The 21,345-nt window shown below is 40.0% G+C and carries 18 protein-coding genes and 1 other RNA gene; 3 read left to right on the top strand and 16 right to left on the bottom strand.

Annotated features, from left to right (window positions below):
• Window positions 1–45 precede the first annotated feature (45 nt).
• The 14 genes from EO116_RS05705 to EO116_RS05640 all read right to left on the bottom strand — a co-directional run bounded on the left by EO116_RS05705 (window position 46) and on the right by EO116_RS05640 (window position 14,216).
• Complete coding sequence (locus EO116_RS05705) at window positions 46–1,344, bottom strand: adenylosuccinate synthase (protein ID WP_127161049.1); 1,299 nt, start codon at window positions 1,342–1,344, stop codon at window positions 46–48.
• A gap of 193 nt (window positions 1,345–1,537) precedes the next feature.
• Window positions 1,538–4,186, bottom strand: a complete 2,649-nt coding sequence (locus EO116_RS05700) for a 3'-5' exonuclease (protein WP_127161016.1) — start codon at window positions 4,184–4,186, stop codon at window positions 1,538–1,540.
• Between the two features lie 14 nt (window positions 4,187–4,200).
• Window positions 4,201–4,431 carry a hypothetical protein gene (locus EO116_RS05695; protein WP_127161015.1) on the bottom strand — a complete coding sequence of 77 codons (231 nt, stop codon included), beginning with the start codon at window positions 4,429–4,431 and terminating at the stop codon, window positions 4,201–4,203.
• Window positions 4,432–4,433: 2 nt separating this feature from the next.
• Window positions 4,434–5,027 (bottom strand): recombination mediator RecR, encoded by a 594-nt coding sequence (gene recR / locus EO116_RS05690; RefSeq protein WP_127161014.1) that lies wholly within the window; start codon window positions 5,025–5,027, stop codon window positions 4,434–4,436.
• Window position 5,028: 1 nt separating this feature from the next.
• The gene (locus EO116_RS05685) at window positions 5,029–5,358 is read right to left on the bottom strand and encodes a YbaB/EbfC family nucleoid-associated protein (RefSeq protein WP_009353175.1); all 330 of its coding nucleotides are present in this window, start codon (window positions 5,356–5,358) and stop codon (window positions 5,029–5,031) included.
• Window positions 5,359–5,373: 15 nt separating this feature from the next.
• On the bottom strand, window positions 5,374–7,746 hold the full coding sequence (gene dnaX / locus EO116_RS05680; RefSeq protein ID WP_127161013.1) for a DNA polymerase III subunit gamma/tau: 2,373 nt from the start codon (window positions 7,744–7,746) through the stop codon (window positions 5,374–5,376).
• A gap of 55 nt (window positions 7,747–7,801) precedes the next feature.
• Window positions 7,802–7,942: signal recognition particle sRNA large type (ffs, locus tag EO116_RS05675), an RNA gene on the bottom strand.
• Window positions 7,943–8,283: 341 nt separating this feature from the next.
• Window positions 8,284–8,928: a DUF421 domain-containing protein gene (locus EO116_RS05670; RefSeq protein WP_127161012.1), complete on the bottom strand. Its 645-nt coding sequence runs from the start codon at window positions 8,926–8,928 to the stop codon at window positions 8,284–8,286.
• 1 nt (window position 8,929) lies between these two features.
• Window positions 8,930–9,391, bottom strand: coding sequence for a DUF3290 family protein (locus tag EO116_RS05665; RefSeq protein WP_127161011.1), 462 nt, complete (start codon window positions 9,389–9,391; stop codon window positions 8,930–8,932).
• A 16-nt stretch (window positions 9,392–9,407) separates the two neighbouring features.
• Window positions 9,408–9,959 (bottom strand): TIGR01440 family protein, encoded by a 552-nt coding sequence (locus EO116_RS05660; RefSeq protein WP_127161010.1) that lies wholly within the window; start codon window positions 9,957–9,959, stop codon window positions 9,408–9,410.
• A gap of 169 nt (window positions 9,960–10,128) precedes the next feature.
• Window positions 10,129–11,007 carry a mechanosensitive ion channel family protein gene (locus EO116_RS05655; protein WP_127161009.1) on the bottom strand — a complete coding sequence of 293 codons (879 nt, stop codon included), beginning with the start codon at window positions 11,005–11,007 and terminating at the stop codon, window positions 10,129–10,131.
• Between the two features lie 302 nt (window positions 11,008–11,309).
• On the bottom strand, window positions 11,310–12,020 hold the full coding sequence (locus EO116_RS05650) for a lactate utilization protein C (RefSeq protein ID WP_127161008.1): 711 nt from the start codon (window positions 12,018–12,020) through the stop codon (window positions 11,310–11,312).
• Between the two features lies 1 nt (window position 12,021).
• The gene (locus EO116_RS05645) at window positions 12,022–13,467 is read right to left on the bottom strand and encodes a LutB/LldF family L-lactate oxidation iron-sulfur protein (protein ID WP_127161007.1); all 1,446 of its coding nucleotides are present in this window, start codon (window positions 13,465–13,467) and stop codon (window positions 12,022–12,024) included.
• An 11-nt stretch (window positions 13,468–13,478) separates the two neighbouring features.
• The gene (locus EO116_RS05640; RefSeq protein ID WP_009353202.1) at window positions 13,479–14,216 is read right to left on the bottom strand and encodes a (Fe-S)-binding protein; all 738 of its coding nucleotides are present in this window, start codon (window positions 14,214–14,216) and stop codon (window positions 13,479–13,481) included.
• 527 nt (window positions 14,217–14,743) lie between these two features.
• Between EO116_RS05640 and EO116_RS05635 the strand changes: the two genes are divergently transcribed.
• Window positions 14,744–15,898, top strand: a complete 1,155-nt coding sequence (locus tag EO116_RS05635) for an S-layer homology domain-containing protein (protein ID WP_127161006.1) — start codon at window positions 14,744–14,746, stop codon at window positions 15,896–15,898.
• A 299-nt stretch (window positions 15,899–16,197) separates the two neighbouring features.
• Here the strand turns inward: EO116_RS05635 and dapF are convergent, their stop codons facing one another.
• Window positions 16,198–17,037, bottom strand: coding sequence for a diaminopimelate epimerase (dapF, locus tag EO116_RS05630; protein WP_127161005.1), 840 nt, complete (start codon window positions 17,035–17,037; stop codon window positions 16,198–16,200).
• A gap of 216 nt (window positions 17,038–17,253) precedes the next feature.
• Here dapF and EO116_RS05625 point away from each other — a divergent pair, with 216 nt between their 5' ends.
• The gene (locus EO116_RS05625; RefSeq protein WP_127161004.1) at window positions 17,254–18,009 is read left to right on the top strand and encodes a DeoR/GlpR family DNA-binding transcription regulator; all 756 of its coding nucleotides are present in this window, start codon (window positions 17,254–17,256) and stop codon (window positions 18,007–18,009) included.
• Between the two features lie 178 nt (window positions 18,010–18,187).
• Complete coding sequence (gene mscL, locus EO116_RS05620; protein WP_127161003.1) at window positions 18,188–18,628, top strand: large conductance mechanosensitive channel protein MscL; 441 nt, start codon at window positions 18,188–18,190, stop codon at window positions 18,626–18,628.
• A 542-nt stretch (window positions 18,629–19,170) separates the two neighbouring features.
• On the opposite strand, the gene EO116_RS05615 is transcribed toward mscL, so the two are convergent.
• A complete protein-coding gene (locus EO116_RS05615) occupies window positions 19,171–21,102 on the bottom strand; it encodes an ESPR-type extended signal peptide-containing protein (RefSeq protein WP_127161002.1) in 1,932 nt (643 codons plus the stop codon).
• Window positions 21,103–21,345: the final 243 nt, after the last annotated feature.

The raw sequence follows: 21,345 nt of genomic DNA, 5'->3' as shown, positions 1-21,345 counted from the left end.
AATAAAATAGAGACCCGAAACGGGTCTCTACATGGTTTATTGCGATTAGGCAAATACATTCACTAAATCAATCGTTTGATCACGACCAGGACCTACAGATACAATACCTACTTGTACACCAGTTACCTCTGCAATGCGTTCTACATAACGACGTGCTGCTTCTGGCAATTCTTCATACTTGCGGATACCGGAAATATCTGTTTTCCAACCTGGGAATGTTTCGTATACTGGTTCACATTCTGCTAATACATCTAAGCTAGCAGGGAATCCTTGTACAGGCTCACCATTGCGTGTGTAACCTACGCAGATTTTAACTTCATCTAAGCCATCCAAGATATCTAGACGAGTAATCGCCAAGTAATCTAAGCTGTTCAATGCTGCGCCATAAGTCACAACAGATAAGTCTAACCATCCACAACGACGGGAACGACCTGTAACAGTACCAAATTCATGACCTGTTTGACGAAGGTATTCGCCAGTTTCATCTAATAGTTCAGATGGGAACGGACCTTCACCCACACGAGTAGAGTACGCTTTTACTACGCCGAAGATATTTTTTAAGTAGTTAGGACCTACACCAGCGCCCACAGACGCACCACCTGCTACTGGGTGGGAACTTGTTACGAATGGATATGTACCGTGATCAAGGTCAAGCATCGTTGCTTGGGCACCTTCAAACAATACTTTTTTACCAGATTTGATAGCATCAATCACGGCAAAGTTTGTATCTTTTACAAATGGACGTAATTGTTCTGCATAGCCTAAGTAATCTTTTAAAATTTCTTCAAAATTAACTGGTTCAAAACCATATACAGCTGTTAACATTTTATTTTTCAATTCTACATTGAATTTTAATTTTTTCTCGAATACTTCTGGATCCATTAAATCACAGATACGAATACCAATACGGTTTACTTTATCTGCATAGCATGGACCGATACCATTTTTTGTAGTACCGATTTTAGCATCACCTTTCACAGATTCTTCCGCTTCATCTAAGCGATTATGATACGGTAAAATCACGTGAGCACGGTCAGAAATATATAAGGACTTCGCACTTTTACCTTCTTTTTCAAGGTTTGCAATTTCTTCCAACAATACTTTAGGGTCCACAACGACACCCGTACCAATGATATTCATTTTATCATCGTAAAGAATACCGCTAGGCAATAAACGCAATGCGAAAGATTTACCCTCTACTACTACAGTATGACCTGCATTATTACCACCTTGGCTACGTACTACCACATCAGCGCGTTCAGATAAATAATCAACGATTTTGCCTTTACCTTCATCGCCCCATTGTGTGCCAATTACCATACTTGTTGCTACATTGGTTCCCATATGAATTGCCTCCATTACATCATAGAACTTTCTATCGTAACGATTGCTTTCTAGTTTGAAAGCCCTCATTCTGAAAGTTCTTCCATTATTAGTATTACCCTCGTAAATAGGCGTCTAACGTACACTATTTACACTCTATTATAGCATAGATTGAAAACATTGGGGTAGTTATTCCCTACAAATTCCCATATCTTTATAATGAGCCCAACCGCTTTATAAATTCTTCTGGAATGGACGATAAGAATCGACTTGGTTGTTGCCAATACCCATTTGCATTCACCTTTGCATAGGTAATGGTCAAGTGTTTCTTAGCACGAGTTAATGCTACATAAAAAATACGTTTTTCTTCTTCTAATTTACCATCTTTAACCGCAAAGTAGAAAGGAAGTCCCCCATCATGTGCACTAGCAATAAAGACATACTCAAATTCACTGCCTTTGGCTTGATGGACCGTAATGATGGGGATACGGCTGTCTCCTTTTCGTCGGAACATGCCCTCTCCCGAGTGAAGAGCAGACATTTCTAATATCTCTTTCACACCATCACGGCCTACATAGTGTGGATGTTCCGCTTCTAACTCTTTCATGATGCGGTATAGTTCACGAATACTAGTCAATCTACGTTCTCCGGTGGGATCTTCTTTTACCTTCTTTTGATAATGTTCCACTACCCCCATATCTTTCATAATATAGGTAAGAATTTCTGTAGGCTTGCTCGTAGTCCACTTGCTTCGTAAAGTATCCATAGAGGCGGCAATATTGGCAAATATATCTCTATATTTATTGACAAATGCCATACGCTGTGCTTTCGTGGGCAGGATATTTTCCTTCATAGCATAGACCAATAATTTACCCGTCGCTATAATATCGTCCATCGCATTATGAGTAGACTGATGATCAATCGGGAAATGCCCACTTAAAAACTCTAGTTTGTGGTTCGGCAAATTCGGATAGAACCGACGATATATGTCTAGGGTATCATAGATGGCTTGTACCCTTGGCATAGCTACACCATGTCGGCTACACTCTTGCTCTAATATTCCCATATCGTACTGCACATTATGACCGACAACCATGGACCCATCAGCAAACTGTCTGAATGCTTCCAGTACAGTTCGTGCATCGCCACCGACCTTTTGTAAGTGCGCATCACTAAAACCATGGACTAATTCTGAATCCCCTACCGGTACGCCAGGGTTGATAAATCGTTCAAACTTATCAATTTGATTGCCCTCTTCATCAATGCGGATGGCCGCCATCTGCACAATACGGTCTTCCATGATATTTACGCCTGTCGTTTCCACATCAAACACTACGATATCTTTGGCGATGAGCCCTTTTTCTAACTGTTCATAGGGCTCTCGAGTAAAGATTTTCGTACTCATAAAATCGGTAATCCGCAACCCAGTTTTTCTCACTGCTGTGCTTTCTAATTCCTCCATACGCTTATCACCAACCCCTTTTACAAAGGTGCGAATGATTCGTTTTGTACTCATTAAGTCCCAAGGGTTCACTAAGCATTTAAAAAATGCCAACACATCCTTGATTTCCAAACGTCGGAAAAATTTTAATTCATCTGCCAAAATAAACTTCAATTGTTTCTCTTCTGGCAAAGATCGATTACATCGTTTAAAATGCTCACTCAATTGTATAGCCTGTTTATTGGTGCGCACCAAAATTCCTACAGGAGGCATCTCTTCTCCAGTTCTCAACTGTTGAATAGATTGAAATATATACCTAGCCTCATCCTGAGCATCTGCAGCCGCATATATCGAAATGGGCTCACCTTGCTGTGTGGCTATCGCTTTCGGTTCTTTTCGATACAACTCTCGCACCCGTTGAGGGAACATATCTTTCAGCATGGAAAAAGCTCCCTTAAACAACATCTGATTAGACCGATAGTTTGTATCAAACACTAATTCTATGGGGTTATACTCTCTGCGATACCGATCGATTAATATAATCGGATTAGACCCACGCCATTCATAAATGGTTTGAAAGTAATCCCCACAGAGCAAAATATGGTTCCCCTCCCACATGGTATTCATCACTTCATATTCTAACTCACTCGTGTCCTGCATTTCATCTACTGCAATATAGGAATAGCGTTGGCGCCAACGATTAGCTACCTCAGGACGCTGAAAGATTTGATGTACCCTCGTAATCAAATCGGCAAAATCTAACCCATTGAGGTTTCGCAAACGGCACTCGTATTCCATCAAGACTTGTAGCCCTGTTTCATCTAAAAATGCTGCTGTCTCTTCTGACATAATGCTATACCAAACAGATTCCTCCCGTTTCATTTGCTCCATTGTACGCCTGTAATCATTGCTTATATCAGAAGAATAATATTGATACTTCGATCGATGCTCTTTCACTTCGCTGATAACCTGACGAATCGTATTTGCATGTATTTTGAGTGCCATAAGACCTTGCTCTTCGCTATAGGCTTTCACAAGATTCGGCAAACATTCACTCAATAATTCCTCTACATCTTCTTCATCAAAGATAAGAAATTCTTTAAACAAATCTTCTTGTAATTTTGCTTCTTCTTGCAAAATGGTATAACAAAAGCTGTGAAATGTAGATACTTTCACAGCTTGTGCCTCTTGCCCTACAATCGTAATCATGCGTTCTTTCATTTCACGACACGCCTTGTTCGTAAATGTAAGACACAAGATTTGATCCCCAGTAGCACGACCTGTTTCCAAGATATGTGCCACTCGATAGGACAATGTATTTGTTTTTCCCGTTCCTGCAGAAGCTAGCAATACAATATTTCTATCTAATTCCTGTACAACTTGTTGTTGAATGTCATTAAGTACCACAGTATTTGATTGCATAGTTGCTCCTTATTTTACCAATGAAAGTACGCTAAGCCTAGCACTGGTATAGGCCCTAACACGGCTGTTAGTGCCCACAACATAATATTCATATCCATAGGAATATGGAATACTTCTGTAGCTACTGCATAGGTAATCATGCCTAAAAAGACATTTATCGCCACTCGTTTGATGGTGAACCAAGCTACTTTGATAATCACCCAAGCTACAACAATAGCTACTACAGCTTGTAATATGTAATCCATCATTACCTCATTTCTTGACGATGTAATACAGCGCCACTCAAGGTCACCTCATCGGCGTATTCAATATCACCACCTACTGGAATACCACGGGCAATACGAGTGACCTTAATCCCCGTAGGTTGCAATAATCGAGCAATGTATAGGGCCGTTGCTTCCCCTTCTACATCAGGATCTGTGGCGATGATGACCTCTTGCACTGTATTATCTTGAAGGCGCAACATGAGCTCTTTCAAGCGGATGTCTTCTACGCCAACCCCATCAATAGGGGACAAAGCCCCTTCCAACACATGGTATAACCCTTTATAGTCACCACTGCGTTCGATAGCGATGACATCACGGGATGTTTCCACCACACAAACCATCGATCTGTCCCGTTTAGAGCTAGCACAAAACTCACAAGGATCTTGAGCAGATAAATTAAAGCATTGGGAACATCTATGTGTGGCTTCTTTCGCTGCAAGGATGGTTTCTACCAAGCGTTGTACATCTTCTGCATCCGCCTCAATGAGATGGTATGCTAATCGTCTAGCCGATTTAGCCCCCACACCTGGTAGGCGACGCAATTCTTCTACTAATCGTTCTAAGGGATTTGTCATATTAGAACATACCTGGCATTCCAGGAAGTTTCAAGTTTCCTGTGACAGCACCTAATTTTTTCTCTGCCACTTCTTTTGCTTTACGGTTTGCTTCATTGACAGCCGCTAGGATTAAATCTTCCAATGCTTCCACATCTTCTGGATCCACTGCAGCAGGAGCAATTTTAATGGACAACACTTCTTGTTCTCCGTTCATTGTTACAGATACGGCACCACCACCGATAGATGCTTCTACCACGGTGTTTTTAATTTCTTCTTGTGCTTTTTCCATGTCCTTTTGCATTTTTTGAACTTTTTTCAACATACCTTGCATATTACCGCCACCAAACATAGTGAACCTCCTTCATTACTTAGACGTGTCGTCTACTTCTTTCACATAAATATCATACCCACTAGCCTCCATGTGTTGTAAAGCATCATAGAGTAGAGTTTCTTGTTTTTCTTCATCACTGGCCTCGGCTGAGGACCACTTCGGCAACTTCCGTATCTCGTCTATACCTTCTTCTGAAAGCATGCCATTCCCTGTTTCTTGATAGTAGGGATTTAATACTTCCTCTGGATTCTCATAAACTGTGAGAAAGTCATCAATAATACCCTCTACATTGGTCGGATCACTACCAGCACCTACCTTTGAAGTGGTGTTTGTCCCTACATAAGTGGGTTTCCCACTGTCAGGCTTCGACGTTTCTACAGATACAGTTGGCATCTCCTCATCAGCTGTCACCCGGGGCGTTCCTTGCGCCGCAACAATTGGTTGTCCTATCCCTTCAGTTTCTTTAGTACCTTTCACCACAGGAGTCGGTACCGTTTGCGACTGTCCACTTTGCTGTGATGCCCCTCCAAAGGATTTTGCTGCCTCTAAGTACACCTGCAGTTTAGGGTCCTTCTTATCGATAGCTTTCACCACAATCGGTCGTCCTATCACTTGTTGGAACGCTTTCTTTCCACATTCTACATGTTGTTGCTGCACCAGAATAGGTCCCGCAATAGGCGTAGGGAATGCCAATATGGCTTGCTCTTGATCTAAGTACACCAAGGTTCCTTGCTGATAGATCGTATTTAGCAATCCATAGTTCTTGCCTCTCAACCATTTTATCACGTTTGCTAAAATCGTGCTATATTCATGAGGACTGACCATCCCCTGTCCTACAGTTAGCTCTTGCGCCCTGTCAAATGTCGCTGTTTTAGGTGTTACCGATGGAGATGCTTTCTTCGGTAATGGTGGTGGCAAGGAGCTTTTTATAGTAGAAGCCATACCTACCCCTTTAGTTCGTGTTGTTCCCGTTCCATTCGCTATACGCGGTGGTGGCAGTACTGTCCTCTTCACAGTCCCTGAAGGTGGCACTGACGGAGGAAATTCATCGTCCTCAAGGGGTGGTGGTACTTCTTCCATAATACCTTCATACATATCTTGTTCTGGAACCTGTGGCACCTCCGCCTTAGATACTGTATCTATCATTGTATTATGAGCTACACCGCTGCCAACACTAGCTGCGGTATCTACTGAAGCGCTCATAGTTATTGCTGGACGTTGTTCTCCCCACTCATTCAGTTTTTGGAGCAATGCATCTTCTTGACGATTCACAAATTGTTCCATCGTCGTCATACGTCCCTCTAAGGTTTGGTAAGTGCCTCCTCCCAATTGTAATAGTGAAAGCAATCCCATTTCTACAATGACCCTAGGATTATCTACTTGCTTTGCATTATTTTGCACCATTTGGAGCACATTGATATAGCGCCCAATTTCCTCCATAGATAACGCATTGGTCTGCGTCAATAATCGCTCTTTATGCGTATCATAAGCCAATAACTCTTCTGCCTCAGGTAATACTTTTGCCACAATCATGGCGCGCAAATGTTCCACTAAGGCCGTCACAATTTGGCGAGCATCACGCCCCATTTGCAATGCTTCATCTACAGCTTGCAATAAAGCCGCTCCATTACCGGACTTCAATATATCTACCATAGTTAGCACCCAGGATTTGCTCACTAAGCCAATCATAGACTCTACTAAGGGTGCTGTAATCATATCCGAGGTCATACCAGAACATTGATCCAGAATACTCAAGGCATCCCGTAACCCACCATCGGCATGGACTGCAATCACTTGTGCCGCTGCAGGGTCAAGAGAAATATTGCTTTCCTTCGCCACATGCAATAAGTGGGCTGTAATATCTTTTGCTGTGATACGGCGGAATGTATACCGCTGACAACGAGATAAAATCGTAACCGGTAATTTCTCCGATTCTGTTGTGGCAAAAATGAACATCACATGGCTTGGCGGTTCCTCGATCGTTTTTAACAAGGCATTCCAAGCTTCATTGGTGAGCATGTGGGCTTCATCAATGATAAATACTTTTTTATGACCTACTACAGGCAAGAAGTTCACCTGTTCCCGCAAGGCACGCACTTCATCAATACCACGATTGGAAGCCGCATCAATTTCGATCACATCCAAGGCTTGTCCTTGTAACATTTGCTGGCACGATTCACACTGACCACAAGGTGTATCTGTAGGACCCTGTTCACAGTTAATGGCGCGCGCAAATATTTTTGCCATACTCGTTTTGCCCGTACCTCTAGGACCAGCAAATAAATAGGCATGTGCCACTTTATCTTCACGAATAGCTCGTTGTAATGTATCCGACACATGATGTTGACCCACAACATCTGTAAACTGTTTCGGTCTCCATCGTCTATATAATGCTAAATAACTCATAGCCCCTCCTTTCCCTTAAGATATGAAAAAAAGCAGCTAAGCTAGCTGCTTTACCATAGCACTCGAATCTGACAGCCCTATAGGTTTCCTCGTGGCACAAGAGAGTTACCGCTTAATGCTGCTCCAATCAAGGCCTGACATGGTTCACAGGCTCTCCTTGCACAAGCCCCATAGAACTGTCATATTCCAATGCTATTACCCTATCATTATACATGTTTTTTTATCCCTATTCAAGACTTTGTACCCCTTTCTATCACAAAATGTGCTATACTTTAGGTATCCTCTTTTGCGGAAAGGAGGTGAGTTTATGTACGAGGCTCTAACTTCATTATTATCTGGTTCCTTTCTGACCCCTATTCTACAAGGATTGATTGTTAATGTTTTAACATATGCAATTCTGAAGTATTACAAGGATAGAAAATAGAAAGAAAAAAGGACGGTGGCCGCCGTCCTTTTTTGAGTTTATGAAAGAATGCTCTAACTTCTTATATCTTTCTACTCCAAGTATACACCATTCTATTCTAAAATACAATGGTGTTACCCTCTGCGTCCTTCATAAGGGTGCAAAATAAGATGCCCTTTGGAGTATTCTCCTACATAGATATCTCTGATGGAATATCCTTGGTCTCGCACTTCTTCTTCCAACCAAGCCATGTCTTTATCTGCCAGTTCTAGTATATCTGGATCTATCACTCCATCCACAATAACTGGGTAGCGAATGATATCATCGCCATTCATAACTAATGTTAATTGACCATTTTGCTCGAGTACAGCACGGCGTACATCGCTCACAAGGGTTACCCCTGCGCTGCGAAGTTTCAGCTGCAAATCACTGCCACGAAGACCACGTTTCAAACATTCACCGACACGGATTTTACCCCGGTCAATAACAATGCTAGGACGTCCATCGATCAGTGTTTTAATCCATCGCACATGAGCGCTGAGAAAACGCAAGCCCATAACTACAATAGTCCAGGCAATCAAGACTAGAAAGAATTGTAAGATGCCAATACTTTCACTGTAGATAACAGCACCAATAATACCACCTAGCACATAGTTTTGTACCTGGTCTAAGGCCGAGTTCGGCGCTAAGTTTCCCTTACCCATCAAGTTCATTTGCAAAATGAGAGCTAGAATACCAAGGGCTAGCTTAATAAATACTAATGTATATCCTGTCAACATATTATCGCCCATCCTTCTTCACATCTACCACCTTAGGATTGCTATTAATCATCTCCACAGGCCGCAAGGAATAACCATCTTTATTCATAGTGAAATTCACCTCAAAATAAGCTTCTTCGATATTGACAATCATCCGATCTTGCACGCGCAATGTATTAACGCGAATCTTATCTTTAGGTACATCGGCACGTTCACTTAAATTATTTAAGAATTGCACCATATAGCTCGATTCTTCTGCACTATTAATATCACGAGTGTAATCATTAACTTGCAATCCCAATAAAAACACAAGCCCCAGTACAATGATAATTCCCAAGTCACGGAACTTAGTATCAAAACGATTATACATAACTTTTACACCTACTACTAGCAATGCTACTAGTAAAATAGATGTCATAATGTATTGCAGCAGGGATGTAAACTCTCCTCGTTGCACCACATAGGCATAGGTATAAAATTCCATAATTACCTCACATTTCTTACTTTAACGCTTCATTATACTGCGCTCGTTCTCCCCCTACAAATTTAGGACGTACACGAACTGCTGTTACATGAGCTGCTCCAATTTCTTTTATACTTAATCGCACAGGCACTGCCACATGTTTTAGATGCATACCAATGAAAGTATCTCCAATGTCGATGCCTGCATCAGCCTGTACATACTCTACTAATACAGGATCTGACCATGTTGCATAGGCCGTAGTCGCCATGGAACCGCCTGCATGTTGTACAGGCACTACATTCACTTCTTCATAGCCTCTAGCCTCTGCGGCGTGACGTTCCATGACCAAGGCCCGATTAAGATGTTCACAACATTGAATAGCCACATCAAAGCCATATTCACTTTGTATTTCAGACAGCGCTGTAAATAAATCCGATGCCACAGTGAGAGAGGAATCCTTGCCAATATGACGACCTCTCACTTCACTGGTGGAACATCCTACTACAAATAGTTTACCCTCTTGCAGTTTTGCTGTCGTAGCCAATTCTGCTACAGCAGCTTTCATAGACTCATATATATTTTCATTCATAGGATTACCTCCTCTTCATTGAGTATGAATCGACGCAAACAAGTATGCCATCGTCTTAGAGTATTATTTACCATATGTACCATACATGATAGGCATGGAATAGCATTGCCCCTGGATATTCCTTACCCACCTATATCTTGCGGGTACGAAATAGGATTCTCTTAGGCTATTAGTTAGCCATATGTACCACACGTTGTGGATAGGGAATATCGATACCTTCTGCATCAAAACGATCTTTCACATCGGACATAACACCATAATAGACTTCTCTAAAATCACTAGCATTAATTAAAGGATAGGCCACAATGTTCACAGAGCTATCACCAAACTCTTTGATACCAATTTCTAAAGTATCCATATTATGAACCTTACCTGTGCTCAGTAAAATTTCTTTGATAATCTCAATAGCACGATGATGGTCTGCATTATAGTTAATACCAAACACAAATGTAATATATCTTGTTTCTTCATAGTTACTATTCATTAAGTTATTGGACGTAATGGCCGAATTCGGGATGAAGACAATACGATTTTCTTTCGTCGCAATGGCGGTATTAATAAGATGGATGGATTTCACAGAGCCTTCCACACCATTCACAGAAATCCAATCCCCAGCTTTAAACGGTTTAAACGCCAAGATAATCAATCCCGATGCTAAGTTGGACATGTTATTTTGTAATGCCAAGCCAATGGCGATACCGAAGGCACCAAAAGCCGCCAAGAAGTTATTTGTCGGAAACCCCACTAAGGACAAAGCTGACAGCACGACTACAGACAAAATAGTGTAGTAAATAATTTGAGACGCAAAGCTGCGCACCGTTTGATCATAACCGGTGCGACTCATCAATTGTACTGATAGACGTCTTACAAATAGAGCGATATAGCGGCCTATAATCAACACGATGATGGCCAAAATAATACTAGGTAAATATTCCAGTAATAAGGATTGCACATGATTGACAAAGGAAATACTTTCCTCTACATGCTCTGCTACCTTTTCAGCGCCTGCCGCTGTGGCTGTAGCAACTTTTTCTTCTGCTAATAACATACATTATTCCTTTCCTATAACTATGTTGCTATAACTAACGTACAGTATATAATAGCTAATCCACATACAATTACATTCTATGATAGCTATAAAACTAAACTTGTCAATATATTATCTTTAAGTATACGAAAAAAAGGTCTTTTGTCAAATATACTATCTGTTATGACACGGACACTCCATATTTAGTATAGAAACACTTGCTGTCACCAACACGTAACAAAAAACTTCTAGAACCAAAAATATAGGATAGTTGATATACCTATCAACTACCCTATATCCTAATTGTTTATGAACTATATCTCTTATTTAACTAAGATGAATGTTACATTGATTGGACCATGAACACCTACGACACGAACTAATTCGATATCCGCTGTGTTAGATGGACCAGAGATGTGAACTACATTGGTAGGGAACTTAGCTGGATCATTGCGATAGATCTTCGCTAATTCTGCCATCGTTTGTGTCATACGTGGATGAATATTTTCAGTACGTAATACAGAGATATGAGTCAATGGCAATAACCCTAGGGAACGACCAGATTCTTCTGTACTTGGTTGGATTACTGTTGCTGTTTCCGCAATACCCAAAATTGGGAATGTAATACCAATGTTAGAATCCTTCGCCACATTGATATTCGCTTCACGACCTTTCGTAGCATCCCATTGATAGAATGTTGCTTGGTCTTCACCCAATTGTTTGAAAGCTGCTTCTAATCCATAGTTTTCTACTTCTGCAGATTTAGGGTACACAACGCTGCCGCCACCACGAACAATAATTTCATCCACTAATGCTTGAGCTAGTTGAGACTCTTCTACTTCGATAAGTTTAGTACCTAAACGTTCTGCTTCTGTTTTAAACATCTCTACTACTTGCTCATGACTAAGGTCAGAATACATAGTTTCTTGAGGTCCTTTTGAAAAATCAAAAGGTGTTACAGATGTAGGAATTGAGTCACGGCCTAACGCACGAGATAGGCGACCTAAAAAGGCTTGTTTTTTTGCTTGATCCATTTTATTTCTCCTTTCCCTTTTGTGCTACGTGTTTTGCATATTCATCACGGAATTTACTCATTTTGAGCAAGCCCATGTCTTTTGCTTTCACCCAGCCACCAACTACTGGTAATACTTTTGTCCAATCTGCCATATGGCCATTGTTACTCATTAATTTCATGCCGATAGCACCCATTTTAGTACCCATATCGAACAAGAAGGAGTTCGCAAATACACCTGCCACTGTATGGAAGATGCTGCGTTCAATAGCTGGACGCATTTGTAATTTATCTGCAATCACTTGACGATGTTTCAATAATAATTCATGCAATGGAATCTTAACTGGGCAGTGCTCCCAACATTCGCCGCACAATGTGGACGCGTAAGGAAGATCGCCAGCTTCTTCATAACCAACCAATAGCGGAGTTAATACAGCACCCATTGGACCTGGATAGATAGAGCCATAACCATGACCTGTAATGTGACGATATACAGGGCAAATGTTCATACATGCACCACAACGGATACAACGTAACATTTCTTCAAAATCGCCACCTAAAATACCAGAACGACGGTTATCAATGATGATGATGTGTAATTCTTCTGGACCGTCTGCTTCCCCTTCACGAGCAGGACCTGTAATCATGGAGAAGTAGTTGGAAATTTTAGCGCCTACAGAGGAACGAATCAACATTTCCATCATCACATCTAAAGATGCGAAGTTAGGCACCAAACGTTCCATACCCATCAATGCAATTTGCGTTTTAGGCATGGAGCTTGCCATACGACCATTACCTTCATTAGATACGATAGTAATAGTACCAGTTTCAGCTACACCGAAGTTACAACCAGTGAAACCTACGTCTGCACGTAAGAAACGATCGCGAATATAGCGACGTACGAAACGAGTCATTTCTTCTGGATTTTCAGTGCCTTCATAACCTAATTTTTTCGCAAATGTATCACGAATACGGTTACGTTCAAAATGCAATGCAGGTACTACGATATGGGATGGAGGATCAAAGTCAGCTGTTTGCAAAATAAATTCTGCCAAGTCAGTTTCGTTTACTTCGATACCCGCTTCAATTAATTCGTGGTTCAATCCGATTTCTTCAGATACCATGGTTTTGGATTTAACAACCATTTTTGCTTCTTTTGCACGAAGTACTTCCATGCAAATGGCCGTTGCTTCTTTATCATCTGCTGCAAAGTGTACATGAGCACCAGCTTTTTCAGCATTTTCAGCAAATTGATTCAAATAGTAATCCAAATTAGCCAATACATGGTCACGCAAATCAGCGGCTTCATCACGGAAATCTTCCCATTCTGCTACTTGATCTACTACAGCTTTACGTTTTTCATAGAATACATCCTGTGCTGTTTGAATGGCTTTTACTTTGAAGTCATTAGCAAGCACATCATTAACGCGTGTCTTAAACGGGCGTTTATCGTACACAATATTACTCATGGTGACTCCTCCTATCGACTATTCAACAATTCCGCTATGTGCATTACACGGATATGGCGATCAATTTCGCCTTCTTTGTAAAGTCGATCTAACATACCTTCAATATTCATCAAGCAAGCCATATCAGAACCTGCTACAATGTTAGCACCAGAATCAGCGATATTCAACGCTTTTTCTCGTGTCATAACAGCGGAAATTTCAGGATTTTTTACTGTGAAAGTACCACCAAATCCACAGCAACGTTCTGCACGATGCAATGGTAAGTATTCTAAACCTTGAATGCCTGCTAACAGTTTCATAGGTTGTTCTTTGATTCCCATCAAACGTGTTACGTGACAAGATTTATGGTATGTCACTTTATCATTAAAGCGAGCACCCACATCAGTTACTCCCAACACGTCAACGATGAATTGTGTGAACTCATAAATTTTTGAGCTCAATCTTTCAGCTCGTGCTAACCATTCTGGTTCATCTTTTAAAATATGATGATATTCGTCGCGAATCGCGAACGCACAAGAGCCAGACATGCTCACTACATAGTCAGCATTCTCAAATTGTTCAATTGTATTTTTGATAGCTCCTTTAGCAGCTTCGTTGTAACCAGAGTTAACAAACATCTGACCACAGCACACTTGCTTTTTAGGAACTGTTAATTCGCAGCCAAGGTTTTCAAGAACCTTTACGCCTGCCATGCCTACATGAGGGTAGAACATATCAATCAAACATTGTTGGAATAAATGAATTTTCATTTTTTCACATCCTCAACTTTAAAGTAAACTACTATCACTTGATTGGCAAAATGCAACAATCGTTTTCCATCTATGTACTATTAGAACGGTAGATTCTAAATAGTTTTTTTGATGATTTTATTATATAGTAATTTTTCTGTAATTACAAAAGACTTGCAATATTAGCAAGACCCCATTTTTATACCATTTTGCTAGTCATTATCAATCAGTCGATTTGTACCAAAAATCACATGTTTTCCCTAGTCTTATCAAGCCTTATAGCATCAAGGCTTGTATAATTTTTATGTATTTTAATACATATCAAATCTTCTATTAAAACACACATGTCTTTTCAATCTCTAATTCCTACTTAAAATTAGTGTTATAACCAAAACTCATGAAAGAGATAACTATTGCTCTATAATTCAATTTTCTCTACAGCAAATTCATTGATAAATATCACTCTTTTCACATGGAGTCAATCTTTCAAATATGGTATGATAAACATAACAAAACACAACTCACTTCTCTGTTTTTGGAGGCATATTATGAAACGTATATCGACAGCACTATTACTTACTATCGTGCCCGCATTATTCGTACATGCTGAGGCCATCAATTTGCTCCCCTCATCGACAACACTGGGGCCTAGCGCCTACACCTATTCACAGCCAAATAGCACCTCTACCTTTGATCGTGTACAGAAATATCGTTTTACCGATGTACCCACTCACTTTTGGGCCTATGAATCAATTACTAAAATGACAAAAGAAGGGCTCATGAGTGGCTATCGTAACGGTGCTTTCAAACCAAATGATCCACTCTCTCGTGAAGAAGCGGCCTCCTTATTTAGCAATATGCTTGGTGACACTCCGTCCATCATGCTAGCCAGCTCCTTCTCAGACATCACCTCTGACCGTTGGTCTTCCTTGGCTATTGAAAGTGTAGCAAGGGCCAATATCATCAGTGGCTATGGAGACTCTACCTATCGGCCAGAGCAATACATGTCTCGCCAAGAGTTTGCTGTCGTTGCCAATAAATTTTTACACTACCAAGGGTACCACACGGAAGATCCCACTGCATTAGATACAATTCACTTTAGCGATCAAAAATTCATTGCCCCTTGGGCCCAGTCATCTGTACGAGAATTAGCTTTACTGGGATTTATTAACTACAGCACAACAGGTTTGTTTAACCCTGAAAAGTATGTAACACGTGCTGAAGCTGCTGAAATTACCTATCGTTTACTCTTCTCTAAAGAAGCTACTACCATTCAGCACACAATTCAGCAACAACAAATGGAAGAAACGGCACGCGCTCTGATCAAGAAAACATTTGGCGAGAATTACGATTTCCACAACCGTGGTGCTATGTTCTGGCGTGATGGTAAATTAGTTATTTCCTTTACATCTTCCAGTGATGTGAAAGCCATTACTGCCGAAACGGCTTACATTAAAGATAAATACTTCTTAGATAACCACATCATTACAACTGGATCATATAGCTTAGGTGACTTTGACAATTTACAAACCGATGCCGCTTACTTGTATCGCCAATTAGAACCGCAAGGAACCATCCTAGCTGTCACACCAACACCAAATGTAGATGGATTGATTCTAACTGTAGACAAGTTACATGCTACGGCACAAACAGCATTTGTGAAAAAGTTTGGTAAAAAAATACAGCTTAAAACTAATTCATAGGTATACGTTAATTGGTAATGCACGAGAGCAGTCAATGCTAACTACAACAAAGTTTATCTGATGTAAAACCATACTATTATTTTTTATTTTTATATTTTCATGATTGTATATAAAGAAAGAGGAACGTTGATACGATGTGATCAACGTTCCTCTTTTATATTGGAAGTTATTTTGTTACCACTTTCTTTACATTTGAAACTCAGTGTATTGCTACCCCTACATTTAAATGCAGATATATCTTAAGTATTTATATTTTAGGGGCTTATACGTCTTCGGCATTCCTACATGTTAGCATTTATCTAACAAGTTACATCCTCTAATTCCAAGCTAAACACTTCTGTAGCAGGTCCTGTCATATACACCGCTCCATCCTCATCATAATCGATATGTAAGGTACCAAGGTATAACTCCACATCTACAGAACGTCCAGTAAGTCCTTTTTCATGAGCCATCACAGCACTAGAACAAGAGCCTGTACCACAAGCTAAGGTCGCTCCTGCACCTCGTTCCCACGTGCGGACTTTCACAGTGTTTTTATCCATCACTTGCACAAAGTTCACATTTGTCCCTTTGGGGAACAAAGGATGCTTTTCAATCTTCGGCCCTAACACTGTCAATGGAACTGTTGTTACATCCTCTACAAAGACTTCAGTATGCGGTACTCCTAACAGTACAGAACTCACCACATAGGATGTGCCATCTACATCGATGGTATAGTCTATAACTTTGTCTGTTTCTACGTCCATAGGAATATCCTTCGCAGGAAATGTTGGTTTCCCCATGTTGACTTTCACCAGTTTAGCCACACCATTTTCGGCAATAATCGTTGGCGTCATAATACCTGCTAGCGTTTCTACCGTAAACACTTCTTTATCGATAATCTTGCGGTCGTAGGCATACTTCGCAAAGCATCGAATGCCATTACCACACATTTCCGCTTCACTGCCGTCAGAATTAATAATGCGCATGCGCACATCCGCTACCTTAGAAGGCATGACAATGACAAGACCATCTGCGCCAATACCGGTATGACGATCGCAGAGGCGTTGCGCCATATCTGTCACATCAAACTGACTTGCACCATCATCGAAGAAGACGATAAAATCATTCCCTAAACCATGCATTTTTGTTATTTTCATACGTATCTCCTCATTTATAGTATATAATTCCTATCCGCACAGAGCGGATATTAAATTTATCGCAAAATATAGTCTTTACTTTTATACATTTTGATGAAAACCACCGTAGACTACTATAATTTATTTGCCATTTATATTACCATGAATATAGGAAAAATAATAGGTACGTTTTCCTAAGCAGTATTAGGTTAATCATATATTGGAGGTGATTTTACTATGCTTCCTGAAGAACGTTATTCTGCTATTTTACGACGCTTGAAACAAAATCGTGTGGTGACCGTACACGAACTGGTCACTGCCTTGTCTTCTTCAGCGCCTACAATACGCAGAGATTTAGCCTATCTCCACAACAAAGGTCTCTTGCAAAAGGTTCATGGTGGTGCAGCGAGCCTCACCATTGATCATACCACAACGGATATAGATATGCTCCCTAAATCTGTCATGTATCGTGATGCGAAAGAATCTATTGCCTTAGCGGCCTCTGAATTAATCAGTCCCTCTGGTTTTATCTTCATTGATGCGGGCAGTACCACTGAAATGGTATTACATTATTTACAGCACACGAATGCAACCTTTGTGACTAACGGTATTCATCATGCTACCCATTTGGCATCACGCCATTTGAAAGTCATCTTATTAGGTGGCACTGTCAATCCCATTTCGTCTTCTATCGTCGGTAGTGTAGCCCTTAATCAATTGGAATCGTACAACTTTACCCAGGGGTTCTTTAGTACCCATGGTATTAGTTTTAAATCTGGCTTTACTACAGAAGATCCTCTTGATGCATCTGTGAAAGAAAAAGCATTGCAAAAATGTCACAATGCCTTCGTATTAGCAGATCCATCCAAGTTTGATCGCATTTCATCTGTTACCTTTGCCACCATTGATAAAGCGTCTATTATTACTACGAAATTACCTAATGAATTATATCGGAACTATGCAAATATTCAAGAAGTTGATCATCATCGTTAATTATAAAAAGCTGTCATCCCTAGACCTATGAGTCTAACGGTATGACAGCTTTTTTCAATCTATAAAACGTTGTGTATTCAATCATTTTATTTACACTGTATATCTATCTTTTTCGATATATTTGTATTATAATATAGATTATGTTTTTTATTTTGTAAGTTTTGAAACGGAGATTAATATGACCTTTTTTAAAGATTTTAAAGACTTTGCTATGCGCGGAAATGTAGTAGATTTAGCAGTCGGCGTTATCATTGGTGCGGCTTTTGGTAAAATTGTTACCTCTTTGGTAAACGATGTGGTTATGCCTCCTATCGGTTTATTATTAGGTGGAGTGGACTTTTCAAATTTATTTATCCCTTTAACTTCGGGTGCTGCTCCTACTACTTTTGCAGAAGCAAAAGCAGCTGGTATCCCTATGATAGCCTATGGTCTTTTCTTGAATACAGTGTTTGAGTTCCTTATCATTGCTCTTTGTATTTTCACTGTCATCAGCCAAATCAAACGATTTACACCTGCAGAAGCACCGGTGGAAGTTCGTAAATGTGATTATTGCCGTGAAGCGATTGCTGATGATGCTACACGTTGTCCACACTGCACAGCCGAGTTGGCTATCAAATAATGATAGATGTAACAAATACCAGCCTCTATCTTTTTGAATTTTAACTTTATATTATGCTAATAGGAAAGGACTGATACGAGTATCAGTCCTTTACCTATAATTAGTATTATGTGAAATGCATAATGCATGATCACAACAAACCTAGCATATACTTTTATTATGTATATTGCTTTTCAAATATAGCATAACTAGATATTTAAAATTAAGTATTAAAATATTCATTTCGCAAATGCCGATAAATCCTTTAATATAAAGGGTTCTCCGCCTCATTAAAACGGTTGCTACCAGTGCTATATACACATAGAATTTAGGCAATATGTAAAACAGTTATCATCTTGATTCTACCTCGAGTAGGAACACCTTATCACCCATTCTAATTATAAAAATCTATAGCAAAACATCCCTAACTACAATAGAGGAAAGCTGATTACAACATCAACTTTCCTCTATTTTTTTAATTATACTATTATAGTTTCAATGTATTTGATATCTAGATAGCATTGTATACACTACCTCTAACATCATATACGAGAGTGCATGTATTATTTACCTTGTTGCATATTTGTCATAGCATTCATCAACATAGCAATTTTTTGATCTTGTGCTTGCAATTGAGCTTTTAAGTCATCAATCTCTTGCGTCATAGCTTTTCTAGACTTAGATACGCCATTATGTTGACCTAGTTTAAGACTGACACCTACATTGATCATATTTTGACCATTACCCATGGCACCACCAATGCTAAACATAGTGTCTTCATTAGGACGGTAGAATGCACCTAATGCCAACGCACTGCCACTGCGGTAATTACCATAACCAGCAGCTACATTCCATTTATCATTTTCATCAAAATCCAATGGATGTAATGCTGCCAATGCTGCAGAACCAGCTACCGCTTTATCCATACGAGAGTTTACACGGTTTTCTAAAGCGTTCATATTTTGACTGATATTAGATGTATTAGCATTAATCTCTTTTATTTTTTCGTTAATTGTATCTTCAATGCTGTCTTTCATGGTAGATACATCATTTTTCACTGTATTCACGTCTTGTTTCACCTTAGAAACATCTTGTTTGATATTAGAAATATCAGTTGTATTTTTTCCAACAGTCTCTTTAGTTGTGGATACATCTTTTTTGATAGTGTTTACAGTCTCTTTAACAGTATTCACATCTTGTTTCACTGTATTTAGCTCAGATTTATCAGCCTTTTTCTCAAGCTCACTATGTAATTGTCCGCCATTCACCGCATCTGTAGAATTAGCTGCAATATTTCCATTGCCCACATTAGTAACAGCTTGTCCATTTGCATTTAATCCATTAGAAGATACATAATTTTTACCACCAATAGTAACACCATTAGCATCTACTTTTGTAGTACCTGTTGTAACACTATTCAATGTAATATCGTCTTTCACTGCCACTGTATATATGGATTGGCCATTTGCACCAGTAGATGGAGTTACGGTTACATTTTTCCCAGCTACTACTTCTGTTTTCGCTACTTTGATAGCTTCTTCCACAGTATCTTTACCTGTACCACCGATATTTGTCATAGTAATAGCACCTGTGTCTGCTACGGCTGCATTGCCACCTAAGATGGTTTTTACAGAACCTGCGATAGTGCTCATAGTGCCTGCTACAGCATGTAATTGGCTACCATTCACCGCATCTGTAGATGTAGCCGTAATTTGACCTGCTGCTACATTTTGGATTTGCTTTTCTTTACCAGCAGTACCAATAGAGACAACAAATCCTTCTCCATTCGCTTTTCCATCACCTGCAAAGCCAGTGAATTTTAAGGATGTACCATTTGCTGTCACTGTAGCTTCTGCTGTATCTACTGCCTTTGTTGTTTTTGCATAGGTACCCAATGCGACAGAATGTGGCATCGTTGTTCTAGCTGCTTCTGCTGCATTATAACCGCCACCAATTGCGACACTTGTAGGATTTGCTTCTACACGAGCACCAATAGCAATACCATACCAAGAAGATTTGGCACTATCCCCAATAGCAATTGCACGATTGCTTGTAGCTTGCGCACTGCCACCAATGGCTACGGTAGACTGCCCACTATTACCAGCACTACCAGATTTACTACCTGTGCCAATAGCTACTGCATTTTCACCTGTAGTACTAGCATTCGCACCAATAGCAACACTATTCGCTTCTTTTGCTAGAGCCCCTACGCCTTGTGCCACTGTATTAGCCCCTTCGGTACTAGCGTTATTACCGATAGCTACGCTATTAGCTCCTTGTGCTGAGGAGGCTTCTCCAAAAGCAACATTTGAATCTCCACCAGTACCCGCTTCATTCAATGCAGCATGTACAGGTCCTGCAAAAGCCGTAACAGCTAAAACAGCGCCTAGTACACCCGCTTTCATTGCTTTGCCGTTGACAGTACTTGCCAACTCAGACACCACTACATACATATTTTTTGTTTTGTTCCATACAACTCGATACATTTGATTCATTTCTATTCACCTTTCTATCACTCAATACGTATGTGTATCTTCCCATTACATACGTGACACTACCATGTATATGCCCACTATACATTTACAATACTCTAATGATTTCTTACTCAATATCATTTGCTATATATCCTTTCATAATAAAGACGGTGAAAGTAGGATTTAAGTGCAAATTTTTTTCGGCCCTACTCACAAGACCATTATGAAAGAAAAAAGAAATACTGCACCAAACCTACATCTGAT

The organism is Veillonella sp. VA137, assembly GCF_003992015.1.
Taxonomy (GTDB): Bacteria; Bacillota; Negativicutes; order Veillonellales; family Veillonellaceae; genus F0422.
The sequence above is the reverse complement of the archived record's forward strand: the minus strand, read 5'-3'. Positions and strand labels throughout refer to the sequence as shown.

Excerpts from the sequence above, each read along its gene's own strand:
- mscL (WP_127161003.1), top strand. The coding sequence starts at position 18,188 with ATGACCTTTTTTAAAGATTTTAAAGACTTTGCTATGCGCGGAAATGTA.
- EO116_RS05660 (WP_127161010.1), bottom strand. The coding sequence starts at position 9,959 with ATGAATGAAAATATATATGAGTCTATGAAAGCTGCTGTAGCAGAATTG.
- dapF (WP_127161005.1), bottom strand. The coding sequence starts at position 17,037 with ATGAAAATAACAAAAATGCATGGTTTAGGGAATGATTTTATCGTCTTC.
- EO116_RS05615 (WP_127161002.1), bottom strand. The coding sequence starts at position 21,102 with ATGAATCAAATGTATCGAGTTGTATGGAACAAAACAAAAAATATGTAT.
- EO116_RS05665 (WP_127161011.1), bottom strand. The coding sequence starts at position 9,391 with ATGGAATTTTATACCTATGCCTATGTGGTGCAACGAGGAGAGTTTACA.
- EO116_RS05700 (WP_127161016.1), bottom strand. The coding sequence starts at position 4,186 with ATGCAATCAAATACTGTGGTACTTAATGACATTCAACAACAAGTTGTA.
- EO116_RS05705 (WP_127161049.1), bottom strand. The coding sequence starts at position 1,344 with ATGGGAACCAATGTAGCAACAAGTATGGTAATTGGCACACAATGGGGC.
- EO116_RS05655 (WP_127161009.1), bottom strand. The coding sequence starts at position 11,007 with ATGTTATTAGCAGAAGAAAAAGTTGCTACAGCCACAGCGGCAGGCGCT.
- EO116_RS05635 (WP_127161006.1), top strand. The coding sequence starts at position 14,744 with ATGAAACGTATATCGACAGCACTATTACTTACTATCGTGCCCGCATTA.
- EO116_RS05645 (WP_127161007.1), bottom strand. The coding sequence starts at position 13,467 with ATGAGTAATATTGTGTACGATAAACGCCCGTTTAAGACACGCGTTAAT.
- EO116_RS05640 (WP_009353202.1), bottom strand. The coding sequence starts at position 14,216 with ATGAAAATTCATTTATTCCAACAATGTTTGATTGATATGTTCTACCCT.
- recR (WP_127161014.1), bottom strand. The coding sequence starts at position 5,027 with ATGACAAATCCCTTAGAACGATTAGTAGAAGAATTGCGTCGCCTACCA.
- dnaX (WP_127161013.1), bottom strand. The coding sequence starts at position 7,746 with ATGAGTTATTTAGCATTATATAGACGATGGAGACCGAAACAGTTTACA.
- EO116_RS05670 (WP_127161012.1), bottom strand. The coding sequence starts at position 8,928 with ATGTTGACAGGATATACATTAGTATTTATTAAGCTAGCCCTTGGTATT.
- EO116_RS05695 (WP_127161015.1), bottom strand. The coding sequence starts at position 4,431 with ATGGATTACATATTACAAGCTGTAGTAGCTATTGTTGTAGCTTGGGTG.
- EO116_RS05625 (WP_127161004.1), top strand. The coding sequence starts at position 17,254 with ATGCTTCCTGAAGAACGTTATTCTGCTATTTTACGACGCTTGAAACAA.
- EO116_RS05650 (WP_127161008.1), bottom strand. The coding sequence starts at position 12,020 with ATGGATCAAGCAAAAAAACAAGCCTTTTTAGGTCGCCTATCTCGTGCG.
- EO116_RS05685 (WP_009353175.1), bottom strand. The coding sequence starts at position 5,358 with ATGTTTGGTGGCGGTAATATGCAAGGTATGTTGAAAAAAGTTCAAAAA.